This is a genomic window from Pseudomonas brassicacearum subsp. brassicacearum, from assembly GCF_008801605.1.
Lineage (GTDB): Bacteria > Pseudomonadota > Gammaproteobacteria > Pseudomonadales > Pseudomonadaceae > Aquipseudomonas > Aquipseudomonas brassicacearum.
This window is the reverse complement of sequence record NZ_VZPJ01000001.1, coordinates 297,544-311,859: the sequence shown is the minus strand read 5'-3', so window position 1 is coordinate 311,859 and position 14,316 is coordinate 297,544. Positions and strand designations below refer to the sequence as shown.

The following is a 14,316-nucleotide window of genomic DNA, read 5'->3' as shown; positions in this document are numbered from 1 at the left end:
TACCACCGGTTTCATCGTGCCTGTCATGGGCACCCTCACCGAATAAACACAACAAGCGGGAGGTTCCACCATGTTTGGTCAAGGACGTAGCTTAATCATCATCATGCTGTTCCTGGCCGGGGTCATCAATTACCTCGACCGGTCGGCATTGTCTGTGGCGGCGCCTTTCATCCAGAAAGACTACGGTCTGAGTACGGGTGAGATGGGCATGATCTTCAGTAGTTTCTTCGTCGGTTATGCCGCCTTCAACTTCATCGGTGGCTGGGCCGCCGACCGCTACGGCGCCAAGACCACGTTGCTGCTGGCCATGGTCCTGTGGTCGTTGTTCAGCGGCCTCACCGTGTTGACGGTGGGCTTCGCTTCGCTGGTACTTATCCGGATCCTGTTCGGCATGGGTGAAGGACCGCTGAGCGTCACCACCAGCAAGATGGTCAACAACTGGTACACCCCCAAGCGCCGGGCGCGGGCGATTGGCACCTCGATGTCCGGCACGCCGCTGGGCGGGGCGATTTCCGGTCCGGTGGTGGGCTTTATCGCCGTCACCTACGGCTGGAAGATGTCGTTCATCATCATCATGGTGATCGGCCTGGTCTGGGCGGCGGTGTGGTTCAAGTTCGTCAAGGAAAGGCCAGAAGGCGAGGGGGCCGAGGAGATTCTGCGGGCCGAGGGGCAAAGCGAGTTGGCAGCACAACCGGTGTTCCCACTGCGCTTCTACCTCAAGCAGCCAACGGTGCTGTTCACCTCCCTGGCGTTCTTTTCCTATAACTACACCTTATTCTTCTTCCTGACCTGGTTCCCCAGCTACCTGACCATGGCCCACGGCCTGAACGTCAAGGACATGAGCATCGCCACGGTCATTCCCTGGGTGTTGGGTTTCCTCGGCCTGGCCTTGGGCGGTTTCATCTCCGACTTTGTGTTCAAGAAAACCGGAAAGATGATGTTCTCCCGCAAGGTGGTGCTGGTGACCTGCCTGCTGGCCTGCGCCGTTTGCATCGCCTGTGCGGGGATGGTCAAGACCCTGTATCCGGCGGTCATCCTCGTCGCCTTGGCGGTGTTCTTCCTGTACCTCACCGGTGCCATCTACTGGGCGATCATCCAGGACACCGTCCCGGCGGCGCGGGTGGGCGGCGTCAGCGGTTTCATGCATTTCCTGGCTAACACCTCGGGCATTGTCGGCCCGACCCTGACGGGCTTCCTGGTGCAGTTCACCGGCTCGTTCACCAGTGCATTCCTGCTGGCGGGGCTGTTGACCGTGATCGGTGCCGTGTGTGTGGCGCGCTACGTGAAACCGCTGTCGGTGGCCGATACCGGCAACGCGGCGGCACAAAGCTCGCAACCCGCTTCGGCCCTGGGCCATCCCTGAACAGAAGGAGTGAGTCGATGCCTGTTGTGAAACGTGTACCTTGTACCGGGACTGCAGCGCAGATCGGTATCGTGCACCTGGGCCTGGGCGCGTTTCACCGCGCGCACCAGGCGGTCTACCTGCAACGCCATCTCAATCGCCATGGCGAAAGTGACTGGGGATTATGCAGCGCCAACCTGCGCTCCAATCGCACCTTGGTCGAGCAATTGCGCGAGCAGGACGGCCGCTACCATGTGGCCGAGTACCGCGACCGCGAGCAGGTGACCCTGCGCGAGATCGGAGTGTTGCGCCAGGCCTTGTATGTGGGCGAGGGCGGTGATGAATTGGAGCAGTTGCTGCAGCGCATGGCTGCGCCGCAAACGCGGATCGTCACGCTCACCGTCACCGAAAAAGGCTACTGCCTGAGCCCTTCCTCCGGGCAGTTGCGCCGCGAAGATCCGACGATTGCCCATGACATCGCGCAGCCACAAACGCCGCGCTCGGCCCCCGGCATTGTCCTTGAGGCCTTGCGTCGCCGTCGCGCGGCAGGCATTCCGGCCTTCACCGTGTTGTGCTGTGACAACATGCCCGACAACGGCCAGCGCACCCGCCAGGCGGTGAGCGCCTTGGCGGCGTTGCAGGATGGGGCGCTGGCGCAGTGGGTCGAGCAACAGGTGGCGTTTCCCAGCTGCATGGTCGATCGCATCGTGCCGGCCATGGACGACGAGTCCTTCCGTCGGCTGGAGCAACAACTGGACTGCCACGACCGCGCGGCAGTGGTCTGTGAAAGTTTCAGCCAGTGGGTGATCGAGGATCACTTTCCCCTCGGCCGCCCGGACTGGGAAGTGGAAGGTGTGCAGATGGTCGACGATGTGCGTCCGTTTGAAACCATGAAACTGCGCATGCTCAATGGCAGCCATTCATTGCTGGCCTACGTAGGGCTGCTGGCCGGCCATGAGTCGGTCTTCGACGCCGTCAGCGACGTGAAGCTGGCGCGCTTCCTCGAGCGTTACATGGCCGAGGAAGCCGCACCCACCCTGGACATGCCGGCCGGCATCGATCTTTCGGTGTATGCCCACGACCTGCGGGCGCGCTTTGCCAACGACAGCCTGCAACATCGCTTGCGCCAGATCGCCATGGACGGCTCGCAGAAACTGCCGCAACGCTGGTTGCTCGGCGCGCAGCAATTGCTCGACCAAGGGCGCAGCATCGACTGTACCGCCCTGGGCATCGCGGCCTGGATTCACTACTGCACGCAGCCGTTGCCTGGTCAGTCGATGCACGTGATCGACGACCCGCTGAGCGCAACCTTTGCCGATCTTGCGGGACGCTTCGAGGGCGCATCGCGGGTGAATGCTTTCCTCGACCTGGATGAAGTCTTCCCGCTGCAGCTGGCGGCTCGCGCAGAGTTTCGCGATGCCGTGCACCGCGCCTATCGCACCCTGGTCCGCGATGGTGTGGACAGCCTGTTGCCCGCCCTTGCCGCACTCAACTGATAACAAGGAGAAGAACATGGAACAGACATGGCGTTGGTTTGGCCCCAAAGACCCGATTTCCCTGGCGGACGTTCGCCAAACCGGTGCGACCGGCATCGTCACCGCGCTGCACGAAATCCCCAATGGCCAGGTGTGGCCAGTGGAGGCCATCGCGGCGCGCAAGCAGATGATCGAAGCGGCCGGCTTGAGCTGGTCGGTGGTGGAAAGCATTCCGGTGCACGAAGACATCAAGCGCGGCTGTGGGCGGCGCGACGAATACATCGCCAACTACCAGCAAAGCGTGCGCAACCTGGCGAGCTGCGGCATCGATATCGTCTGCTACAACTTCATGCCGGTGCTGGACTGGACCCGTACCGACCTGGCCTATGAGCTGGCGGATGGTGGCTGGGCATTGCGTTTCGATCAAACCGCATTCGCCGCTTTTGACCTGTTCATCCTCCAGCGCCCGGCTGCGCAGGCCGAATACAGCGCCGAGGATATCCAGCAAGCCAAGGCCTACTTCGAACAACTGTCACCTACCCAGCGTGAAACCTTGGTCAACACCTTGATCGCGGGCTTGCCCGGCGCCGAGGAGCACTACAGCCTGGACAACTTCCGTGCCTTGCTGCGTACCTACGCCGACATCGACGAGGCCACGTTGCGCGAACACCTGGGGTATTTCCTGCGCGCGGTGATCCCCGTCGCGGAGGAGGTGGGTGTGCGCATGGCGATCCACCCGGACGACCCGCCCCGGGCGCTGCTCGGTTTGCCACGCATCTTGTCCACTGCCGAAGACGCCCAATGGCTGCTGGACGCGGCGCCTAGCCCGGCCAATGGCCTGACGTTCTGCACCGGCTCCTATGGTGTGCGTGAAGACAACGACCTGGTGGCGATGGCCAAGCACTTTGCGCCGTTCATCTACTTCACTCACCTGCGTTCAACTCGCCGGGAAACCGACCCACGCAGCTTCCATGAGGCCCATCACCTGGATGGTGACGTCGACATGGTCGGGGTCATCGCCGCCCTGGTGGCTGAAGAGCGCCGACGTGAGCGCGAAGGCGGCCCGCGCTTGCCGCTGCGGCCAGACCATGGGCATCAATTGCTTGACGATCAACAGCGCAAAAGCAATCCCGGCTACTCGCTGATCGGCCGTCTCAAGGGCTTGGCGGAAATCCGCGGCGTGGAGCTGGCTGTGCGGCAACAGCTGAGCTCTGTAGGAACTGGCGAAGCCTGCGATCTTTGATCGTTCCCACGCTCCTGCGTGGGAATGTCGCCAGGGACGCTCCGCGTTCCGCTTCCGGGGTGTGACGCAGAGCGTCACGGGATGCATTCCCACGCAGGAGCGTGGGAACGATCAAGCCCCTTCCGGTTCCAGCGCTTGCAGCCAGCGGTTCTCCGAACGGCTCAGATGCTGGCGCATCGAGGTTTGGGCGCCGAGCACATCCTTGTTGGCTACGGCGTGCAGGATCGCCTCATGCTCGACGACCGCAGCTTCCCACGTCAGGGCATTCTCCGAGTGTTTGCTCAGATGAGCCGAAATCGGGTTGTGTCGTTCATCAAAGAGCGCAGTGATGATCCGGACCAGGGCGGAGTTGCCGCTCATCTTGGCCAGGCGCTGATGGAAGCGACGGTCATCCTCCAGCGGAGGCAGGCCATTGGCGATGCTTGCGCGCATGGCATCGATACATTCCTGCAGATAGCGGTAGTCGCTTTTCTTGCCATGCAGACACGCCAGGATCACCGACTCACCTTCGATCAAGGCACGCGCCTGCATCAGTTCCGAGGGGCTTTCGCCCAAGGTCATGCTCGGGTTCTTTCCGTCCTTGGGCTTGGCGCGCACGTACACGCCGGAGCCCATCTTGATCTCGATGTCACCGTCTATTTCCAAGGCAATCAGCGCCTCGCGCAGCGACGGCCTGGAAACACCCAATAGTTGGGTCAAATCACGCTCGGGGGGAAGCCTGGAGCCTGCTTTGAAATCCCCCTGGGCGATGTAGTTGCGCAGTTGATCGGCGATTTTCTGGTACGGCTTTCGCTCGGCGGTGTTGATCGGTGAGACCATGGGGTGGCGTCCATCGGAGAATCCGCAAAGGCTACCATAGGCGCTTGATGGTGTTCATTTATGTGGGGAAGGGTTGCAGTGACTCTGCCATTCACATCACCGCGCCGATCTGCCAAGGCAGGAACTCGTTATCGCCCAAGCCGTTTTCCTCACTGCAGGTGCGATGTCCGGACGCCGTCTCCACCATCAGTCGGAACAACCGCTCTCCCGCCTGCGCCACCGACTCCACGCCATCGACAATGCCGCCGGCGTTGAAATCCATATCCAGTTCCATGCGTTGGAACAGGCGAGTATTGGTGGCGATCTTCAAGGAGGGCGTGGGTTTGCAACCGTAGGTCGAGCCGCGGCCCGTGGTGAAACAGATGAGATTCGCGCCTCCGGCCACCTGGCCGGTCGCGGACACCGGGTCATAACCGGGTGTGTCCATGAACACGAGGCCCCCGGTATCGACCGTTTCAGCGTATTGGTAGACGCCCATCAGCCCGGTCGCACCGGCTTTCGCCACGGCGCCCAGGGATTTTTCCAGAATGGTGGTGATGCCCCCGGCCTTGTTGCCCGGCGAAGGGTTGTTGTTCATATCGCCGTCGTTGTGGCGCACGTAAGCTTCCCACCAACGGATCCGCTCCATCAATTTTTCCGCGATTTCGGCAGACGCCGCGCGGGCCGTCAGCAAGTGTTCGGCCCCATAGATTTCCGGCGTTTCCGAAAGAATCGCGGTGCCGCCATGCTGCACCAACAGATCCACGGCCGCGCCGAGTGCCGGATTGGCCGTAATGCCCGAGTAACCATCCGAGCCGCCGCATTGCAAACCGACGCATAAGTGGCTGGCGGCCACGGTCGACCGTTGGTATTGGTTGATGACCGGCAGCATCGCTTCAATATGGGCGATGCCACGGCGCACGGCTTCGCGAGTACCGCCTTCTTCCTGAATGATCAGGCTGGCCTTGAGCACAGCGCGGCGATCTCCCAGTTCATTCATCAACGGGGTCAGTTGGTTGACTTCGCACCCCAGGCCGATCAACAGCACGCCGGCGAAGTTGGCGTGATCGGCATAGCCGCGCAAGGTGCGTTTGAGGATGTCGATGCCTTCACCCTTGGCGCCCATGCCGCAGCCGCTGCCGTGGGTGATCGCCACGACGCCATCGACGTTGGGAAAGTCTTTCAGGCGTTCCGGAGAAAAGGCATTGGCGATGTGTTTGCAGACGGTTGCCGAGCAGTTGACGCTGGAAATGACCCCGATGTAATTGCGTGTACCGACGCGCCCATCCTCACGAACGTAACCTTCGAACGTAGCGGGATCATTGCTCAACGAGGTGGGCACATAGACGTTCCGTACACGGTGTTCGGCATTGGAGGCGGGCATGTCCAGGTTGTGCACGTGGACGTAATCGCCGGGCTCGATGTCCCGGATTGCCTGGCCAATGGTCTGCCCGTACTTGAGCACCCGTTGGCCGGCCAACACCGTGCGCAGGGCGATCTTGTGGCCGGACGGAACCGGCTGGCTGGCGGTCAGTGTGATGCCGTCGGCACTCACGTGCTGACCTTTGGCGATATCGCCCCGGGCCACTGCGACATCATCGCCCGGTGCCAGCACAAGCAAAGAAGAAGGCGGGTTCATGTGGCGTCCTCCGATTCCTAGCACTCGATGATGGCTTTGACGACACCCTGGCTGGGGTCGAGCAATGTGGAGAATGAATCGGCCACGTCGCCCAGGGTCAGTCGGTGGGAGTTCAGGGCCGCATCCGGAATCAATCCGTCGCGCAGGCATTGCTCGACGTGGCGGAAGTCTTCCTGGGTGGCGTTACGGCTGCCCATCAGCGTGGCTTCGCGCTTGTGGAATTCAGGGTCGGAGAAGGTGATGGAGTCGCGCACCACCGAAATCATCACATAGGTGCCGCCGTGGGCGATGAACTCGAACCCGCGTTCCATGGCCCGTGCGTTACCGGTGGCATCGAACACCACGTCGAAGAAATCACCCCCTGTCAGTTCAGCCAGGGTCTGCTTGTCGCCTTCGCCGATGTGCACGGCGGCGTGGATATCCAAGTGTTGCTTGCAGAACGCAAGACGATCCTCACGGGTATCCAGGACGGTGACTTGCGCCCCACGCAGGCTGGCGAAGATCGCCGCGGCCATGCCGATCGGGCCGGTGCCGACCACCAGCGCACGTTTATCCGACTGGACATTTGAGCGCCGCACAGCGTGGGCGCCGATGGACAGGAACTCGATCATCGCCGCCTGATCGAGGGAAACACCCACAGCCTTGTGCACGAACTCGTGGGGAACGCTCAGGTACTCAGTGAACGCGCCATCGCAATGAACCCCCAGCACTTGAATGCGGGTGCAGCAGTTGGTCTTGCCCTGGCGGCAGGCGATACATGTCCCGCAGGAAAGGTAGGGCATCACATAGACAACATCACCGATGGCGAGGTCGCTGGCGCTGTCCGTCTCGTCGACAACCCCGGAAAACTCGTGGCCCATGACGCGCGGATATTCGAGGTACGGCTGATTGCCGGTGAAGATGTGCAGGTCGGTGCCGCAGACCCCGACACGCTTGACCCGGATAAGGGTCTCTCCCGGTTTCCTGAGGGGCTTTTCACGTTCGATGGCGGTTAACGAGCCGGGTTCGTTACAGATGACAGTCAGCATGTTGATGCTCCTTGGCTGGCGTACGGGCAGTGGCTGCCTGCAGGCGGGAGGAGGGTTGTGAGCGCACGGCTGCCGGGACCGGGGCTCTTTTTTTGTTGTAGGCGGGCAGTGACCTGCACCGATGACCTTGGCCCGAAACTACACGCCGTAAAAAATATTGGCAAGACCAATTAATAAAAATATTGATTGGACTGACCAAATTCAATCTGGACGTCGCCCGGCGCTGCATCTTGAGTGAACCCAGGTCCATCCCGACAGGTCACTCGTTTATCAGGAACGAAAAACAGGATGGACCCTCTGATGCGACCTATCGATCTCGCCAGCCTCTCCTTTGCCGCGCTGCTGTGCGTGGCCTGTTCAAGCCAACCGCCCGCCAAATGGAGCTACGCTGACGCCCAAGGACGGGCCAATCTCCCCCCCGATCAGGCCTATCCAGAACTCTTTGAAGCGGTGCAACGCGGGCAGGTGTTCACTGACCAGAAGCATTTCGTGGACGCACTGCCCAACCGTGATCCGGCGCAGATTCGCGCCGATTACCTGGCCCGACGTAACAGCGATGGCTTCGATATCAAGGCTTTCGTGAAAGACAACTTCATCGAGTCCGGCGAAGCCGGAAGCCCGGCTCCCAAGCCCGGTGCTCCGATCGAGGCACACATCGACAGCCTCTGGCCGGTACTGAGTCGATCCTACAGCCAGGTGCCGGCCTACAGCAGCTTGTTGCCGCTGCCGCAGTCCTATGTGGTGCCCGGTGGACGCTTTCGCGAGATGTATTACTGGGATTCGTATTTCACCATGCTGGGGCTTGAGCAGAGCGGTGATAAGGCCCAGGTCCGCCAGATGACCGACAACTTTGCCTACATGATCGACACCTACGGCCACATTCCCAACGGCAATCGCACCTACTACCTGAGCCGGTCGCAGCCGCCATTCTTTGCTTACATGGTGGAGTTGCAGGCGCGTATCGAGGGCGACCAGGCTTATGGACGATACCTGCCGCAGTTGCAGAAGGAGTATGCCTATTGGATGGAGGGCGCCCAGGCACTCAAGCCCGGCACGGCTGAGCGGCACGTGGTCAAGCTCGCCGATGGCAGTGTGCTCAACCGCTATTGGGATGCCAGCCCGACGCCTCGACAGGAATCCTGGCTGCAAGATGTCAACACCGCCGAGCAGGCGCCGGACCGGCCCAGGGAGGAGGTCTGGCGTGACCTGCGCGCTGGCGCCGAAAGTGGCTGGGACTTCAGCTCGCGCTGGTTGGACGATGGCCACAACCTGGCGAGCATTCGCACCACCGCTATCGTGCCCGTGGATCTGAATAGCCTGATCTATCATCTGGAAAACACCATCGCCAAAGCCTGCGAGACGGTGCACAACAGCCCCTGCGTCCAGGCTTACGGCCGGCGCGCCGAACTGCGCCAGCGTGCCATCGAGAAGCACTTGTGGAATGCCGACAAAGGCTTCTACGTGGACTACGACTGGCAACGCAACCAGCCACGCCAGCAGCTCACGGCCGCGACGCTTTTCCCGCTGTATACGGGGCTGTCGTCTGTCGAACATGCCAATCGCACCGCCGATGCGGTACGTGACGGCCTGTTGCGCCCCGGCGGCATCGCCACCACCCAGGTCAGTAATGGCCAGCAGTGGGACGAGCCCAATGGCTGGGCACCGTTGCAATGGGTCGCGGTGGAGGGGCTGGACCGATACCGGCAAACCGCCCTGGCGCAGCAAATTGGCAGCCGCTTCTTGCAGCAGGTCGAGAACCTTTACCGCAAGGAAAACAAACTGGTGGAGAAATACGATCTGTCCGGGCGCGGTGACGGCGGGGGAGGCGGCGAATATGAACTGCAGGACGGTTTCGGCTGGACAAACGGGGTGACGCTCAAACTGCTGGGTAAATATGGCGCGACTCCCCCAACCCTAGTGGGCAAGTGAATGCCGTACACATCCCTGTGGGAGCGAGCTTGCTCGCGATGACGGCGTGCCAGCCACCCTCAATGTTGCTGAACCACCGCTATCGCGAGCAAGCTCGCTCCCACAGGGGGATGTGCGGTGTGGTCAAGTCGCATCATCACCTTAGTAGGAAGGTGGGCTCGCTATTCATGCACCGTCACCCGATTGCGCCCGCTCTTCTTCGACGTATACAGCGCCTGGTCCGCCCTGGCGATCAGGTCGGCGTGGTCGTTCGAGGGTTGGCTCAGGTCGGCCACTCCCAGGCTGATGGTGAAGCGGATGGCCTGGTCGTTGTAGTGCACTTCCAGCGTCTCGACGGCCTTGCGCAGGCGCTCGGCGAAAATCTGCGCGCCGGCCTTGTCGGTGTCTGAGAGCACCACGCCGAACTCTTCACCGCCATAACGCCCGGCCACGTCGGCGTCGCGCACATGCTCGCGCAGTAGCCCGGCGACATGCTCGATGACCTTGTCGCCGGCCTGGTGACCGTAGGTGTCGTTGACCCGCTTGAAGTGGTCGATATCGAGCATCACCAGGCTCAATGCATGGCCGTAGCGCTGATGCCGGGCGTAGGCGGCTTTCAGGTTGGCCTCCCAGTGACCACGGTTGTACAACCCCGTCAGTCGGTCCGTGCTGGAGAGTTTTTGCAGCTGTGCATTGGCGGCCTGGAGTTGATGCCGGTTTGTGGCGACGTCGGTGACGTCATAAATCACCAGGCAAATGTGCTTGATGGTGTTGTCAGGCGAGCGCAGCGGCAACAGCGTGGTGTTCTGGTACATGAACGCTTCCTGGCCGGTGATCGGCTGGTAGCTCTTGAACCGAATCAGGTACGGGCGCTGCTCCCAGACCGTGAACGCCGGCGTGCCCAGGGTTGCGACACTTTCCACCTTGCGGCTGAACCATTGGCGATCGATTTCAGGGAACAGAGTGAAAAAATGCTGATTGTGGGCGTCCTTGGGCTGCACCCCGGAGCGGTTCTCCATGAAGGTGTTCCAGACCTGCACGCGGTACTCGCGGTCGAGCACCACGACACCGACGTCGATGCTCTGAACGATGGCCAGCAACCAGTGAAACTCGTTCAGATCGATGGAATCGTTCATGGCTCAGCTCATCAGATAGGCGAGTTTGTGGGTCAACCGTTCGATGGAGTCTTCCGTGAACAGCAGCAACAGGTCGAAGCGAATATCGTGCCCTTCCAGGCTGTAGCTGATTTCCACTGCCAGGGTCTTTTTCCAGTGCTTGCGGTTGACCTGGATCAGGTCCTCGATGGCCGCGTGCTGGCCGAGGATTTGCGGATGGCCCTGGGAAAACACCACATCGATCTGTTCGGCAATGCTGCTCAGGCACGCACCGATCAAGACGCTGGAAAGGTCCAGCAACATTTCCAGGTCCGAATAATCGGCGCTCTCGCGCTGCATCAGTTGCGCGATGTCAGCGATTTCCGAGTCATGGAATATCAGCAGGGCTTCGCCGGCGATGCCGCTGCCGATGAAACCCTGGCAGATGGCCGTGAGTTGCTGGGAGCTGCCGACGTCGTTGAGCGCCATATGCAGTTCCCCGACCTCGAGAATGTTCACGTTCGGCACCGGCAACTGCACAAAGACCCCCAATACCTTGGCGATCAGGGCCGCTGCCCGGCCGATGGCCACGTTGACCGTCTCGCGGAACACATCGTGAAAACTGATGGCCGTGTTCGTGGCCGAACGATTCTGCAGCGGCACCTGGCCGGATTGGGTCAGTAGCCCCACCCGGATGAGGGTCTGGCGCAGTTCGTTTTCGTCGAAAGGCTTTTTCAGGAACGCCAACGCGCCCAGCTCAAGCACGCGGCGCACCGCCTCGTCCTGGATGTCACCGGAAATCACGATGACTTGCGCCTGCAATCCCTCGGCGCGCAAGGCGCTCAACACCTGGTAGCCATCCATCTCCGGCATGGTCAGGTCGAGCAGCACCACTTGCCCCAGGCCTTGGCGTATGGCGTCCATGGCCTGGCGCCCGTTGACCGCCTCGGTGACCGAAACCGGCCAATCTGTCGGCAGCGCGCGCAAAACCTGTTTGCGCGCCATGTTGGAGTCGTCACACACAACCAGGGGAATCAACGGCACAGGGGCATCCATTGGCGTTCAATGGCAGGGGAGGTCCTACGTACATCATTCATAGGCTGGCAGGGGCCCTTTGATTAACGAACGGGATTTATCAGGCATTGCGTCGTGCATGAAAGACCTGCATGACACTGTTGTATTAAAAACTGGACCAATAAGTCAGGGGAGTCAACTGCACTTCGTCATTACAACCAGCGCAAAGCCACGGACGACGTGCCGATTGGCAGTGGCAGACGCAGTTTGTGGTCTATAGTTTTCTGCAGGTCCGGAATCCTTCAGTGCCGGCGATCAGGAACCACGGACGCCTCGCAGCGTTGCCGCGTCGGATACCCGCAGGCCGTCAGCAGTGAACAATGCAGGGAGCACATCATGGCGATCCAACGGGCGAGTGTACTGACGTCGGCCCAGGATGTTGCCCCTCGTGAAAACGCCTTGTCCGATGCGACGAGCGATCTGTTTCGGCGCCGCTTCGACCAGGTCAAGGAAGCCTACATTCTGTTCCCGCTGCTGGCGGTTCTCCTGCTGTCGGTCATCTGGGCGGGCACCCTGTACCTGATCAAGTTCGAACAGGCCCGCGCGCAGCAGGGCATTGCCGAGGCGAGCCTGGAAATCGGAGCCACCTACGAAGCGCAGATCCTACGGGCGGTGCGTGAAATCGATCAGACCCTCAAGCTCGTCAAGTACACCTACGAGTCCGAGCGCGAGCCAAACCCGCTGCCCAAGCTCAAGGCCCGCGCCTTGCTGCCTTCACCCTACTTGTTTGATGTCAGCGTGGTCGATGCCAGTGGCCTGGTCGTCGCCAGCACCCAGTCGAGCGAGGTCGGAAACCGGATCGCCAAGGATGAGCTGCAAACGGTGGGGCGTGACACTGCACTGTCGATCAGCCGCCCGTGGAAAAGCCCGGCGACGGGGGAGTGGAAGTTGCGTTTCAGTCGACGGCTCGACACGGGGGATGGCGCATTCGCCGGGATCGCCATGGTCGAAGTCGATGCGGCCTATTTCGTCAGCAGTTATGACACCTCCAAGCTTGGCAATCAGGGCTTGCTCGGTCTGCTGGGCATCGACGGTGTCTTTCGGGCACGGCGCAGCGGGGAAGCGATATCGGCGGGCGACGAGGTCGATTACGCCGTCGTGGTGCCAGACACTGAAAACGCTGAAGCCGTACGCTTGATCAACGGACCGGACGGTGTGCGGCGCTATATCAGCGCCCGTCAGCTCTACGATTTTCCGCTGGCGGTGATTGTCGGCTTATCCGAAGAAGAACAGCTGGCCACGGTGAAGCGGCAAGCGCGCACCTACCTCTGGCGGACCGCGGGCGGCAGCCTGTTGCTGGTGTTGTTGGCGGGGCTGCTTGCCCGGATGAGCTGGCAACTGCTGCAAAGCCGCCTGCGCGCTGGTGAAGCGAAAGTCGCCTACGCCGAAAATGTCGAGTACCTGGCCTATCACGACGGCCTTACGGCGTTGCCCAATCGCAGTCTGTTCAGCAAGCTGTTGAGCCGGAGCATTGGCGAGGCGAGTCGTTATCATCGGCAACTGGCGGTGCTGTTCCTGGATCTCGACCGCTTCAAGCAAGTCAACGATACGCTTGGGCACGATGCTGGCGATCAATTGCTCAAGGAGGTCGCGCTGCGACTCAAGGCGTGCCTGCGCACCAGCGATACGGTGGCCCGATTGGGCGGCGACGAATTCGTGATCCTGCTGCCGGAGCTGTCCGATGACAAGGACGTGGCAACCACTGCCCAGAAAATCCTGGGTGCCATTGCCCGGCCTTTCAACCTCCAGGGTCAGGAGTTCCGGGTGACCGCCAGCGTCGGCATCAGTGTTTTTCCACAGGATGGCCTGGACGAGCAGACACTCAAGAAAAACGCCGATATCGCGATGTACCAGGCCAAGCAACGTGGCAAGAACAACTTCCAGTTCTACTCCGCGAAGCTGAACGCGGACTCACTGGAACGGTTGACGCTGGAGCTGAGCTTGCGCCACGCCCTGGAGCGCCACGAGTTCCAGCTTCACTACCAGGCCAAGCGAGATATCGGCAGTGGCCGCATTACCGGCATGGAAGCGCTCCTGCGCTGGAATCATCCGGACCTGGGTATCGTGGCACCGATGCAGTTCATCCCCGTCGCGGAAGAGACCGGTTTGATCGTGCCGATCGGCAAGTGGGTACTCAAGACCGCCTGCCAGCAAAACATGGCCTGGCAGCAACAGGGATTGCCGCACCTGGGGGTCGCCGTGAACCTCACGGCACGGCAGTTTGCCGATGAGAACCTGCTTACGGACCTGGCTGAGATATTGGCCGAAACCGGTATGGATGCACGTCTGCTGGAGCTGGAGATCGCCGAGAGCCTGCTCATGCAGGACGTCAAGAGAGCGTTGAGCGTGTTGACCGGGCTCAAACACCTGAGGGTCCGCATCGCCATCGATGATTTCGGCATTGGCTATTCTTCGCTCTCTGCCCTCGAGCAGTTTCCGCTCGACGTCATCAAGATCGACCGCTCGTGTATTTGCGATACCAGCAGCGTGTCGGAGGACAAAGCCTTGACCGAGGCCATTATCGCCATGGGCCGGACCCTCAGCCTGACCGTGGTGGCCCAAGGCGTGGAAACCAAGGAGCAGGCCGATTTCCTGCGCGACAATGCCTGCGACGAATTCCAGGGGTTCTACTTCAACAAACCGGTTCCCGCCGATCAGTTCAAGGTGTTGCTGCAAGCTCAGGCGGCTGACACGGATCTCGATACGTAAAGGCCC

At 61.1% G+C, this 14,316-nt stretch carries 10 protein-coding genes; 5 read left to right on the top strand and 5 right to left on the bottom strand.

Annotation, left to right across the window (positions count from 1 at the left end):
- The first annotated feature begins 70 nt into the window (after positions 1-70).
- Genes F7R20_RS01345 through uxuA form a run of 3 tightly spaced genes read left to right on the top strand, consistent with a single transcriptional unit; the run spans position 71 to position 4,060 of the window.
- Positions 71-1,363, top strand: a complete 1,293-nt coding sequence (locus tag F7R20_RS01345) for an MFS transporter (protein ID WP_003200859.1) — start codon at positions 71-73, stop codon at positions 1,361-1,363.
- Positions 1,364-1,380: 17 nt separating this feature from the next.
- Complete coding sequence (locus F7R20_RS01340) at positions 1,381-2,838, top strand: mannitol dehydrogenase family protein (protein ID WP_003200861.1); 1,458 nt, start codon at positions 1,381-1,383, stop codon at positions 2,836-2,838.
- A gap of 16 nt (positions 2,839-2,854) precedes the next feature.
- Complete coding sequence (gene uxuA, locus F7R20_RS01335; RefSeq protein WP_003200863.1) at positions 2,855-4,060, top strand: mannonate dehydratase; 1,206 nt, start codon at positions 2,855-2,857, stop codon at positions 4,058-4,060.
- A gap of 111 nt (positions 4,061-4,171) precedes the next feature.
- Here the strand turns inward: uxuA and F7R20_RS01330 are convergent, their stop codons facing one another.
- The 3 genes from F7R20_RS01330 to F7R20_RS01320 all read right to left on the bottom strand — a co-directional run bounded on the left by F7R20_RS01330 (position 4,172) and on the right by F7R20_RS01320 (position 7,525).
- Positions 4,172-4,879 (bottom strand): FadR/GntR family transcriptional regulator, encoded by a 708-nt coding sequence (locus F7R20_RS01330; RefSeq protein WP_003200864.1) that lies wholly within the window; start codon positions 4,877-4,879, stop codon positions 4,172-4,174.
- A 91-nt stretch (positions 4,880-4,970) separates the two neighbouring features.
- Positions 4,971-6,497 carry a UxaA family hydrolase gene (locus F7R20_RS01325; RefSeq protein WP_033028093.1) on the bottom strand — a complete coding sequence of 509 codons (1,527 nt, stop codon included), beginning with the start codon at positions 6,495-6,497 and terminating at the stop codon, positions 4,971-4,973.
- 17 nt (positions 6,498-6,514) lie between these two features.
- Positions 6,515-7,525: a zinc-binding alcohol dehydrogenase family protein gene (locus F7R20_RS01320; protein WP_003200869.1), complete on the bottom strand. Its 1,011-nt coding sequence runs from the start codon at positions 7,523-7,525 to the stop codon at positions 6,515-6,517.
- 300 nt (positions 7,526-7,825) lie between these two features.
- Between F7R20_RS01320 and treA the strand changes: the two genes are divergently transcribed.
- The gene (gene treA, locus F7R20_RS01315) at positions 7,826-9,454 is read left to right on the top strand and encodes an alpha,alpha-trehalase TreA (RefSeq protein ID WP_003200871.1); all 1,629 of its coding nucleotides are present in this window, start codon (positions 7,826-7,828) and stop codon (positions 9,452-9,454) included.
- Positions 9,455-9,615: 161 nt separating this feature from the next.
- Here the strand turns inward: treA and F7R20_RS01310 are convergent, their stop codons facing one another.
- On the bottom strand, positions 9,616-10,569 hold the full coding sequence (locus F7R20_RS01310; RefSeq protein WP_003200873.1) for a GGDEF domain-containing protein: 954 nt from the start codon (positions 10,567-10,569) through the stop codon (positions 9,616-9,618).
- Positions 10,570-10,572: 3 nt separating this feature from the next.
- The gene (locus F7R20_RS01305; RefSeq protein ID WP_032833217.1) at positions 10,573-11,583 is read right to left on the bottom strand and encodes a response regulator; all 1,011 of its coding nucleotides are present in this window, start codon (positions 11,581-11,583) and stop codon (positions 10,573-10,575) included.
- 354 nt (positions 11,584-11,937) lie between these two features.
- Here F7R20_RS01305 and F7R20_RS01300 point away from each other — a divergent pair, with 354 nt between their 5' ends.
- Complete coding sequence (locus F7R20_RS01300; RefSeq protein ID WP_003200877.1) at positions 11,938-14,310, top strand: putative bifunctional diguanylate cyclase/phosphodiesterase; 2,373 nt, start codon at positions 11,938-11,940, stop codon at positions 14,308-14,310.
- Positions 14,311-14,316 lie beyond the last annotated feature (6 nt).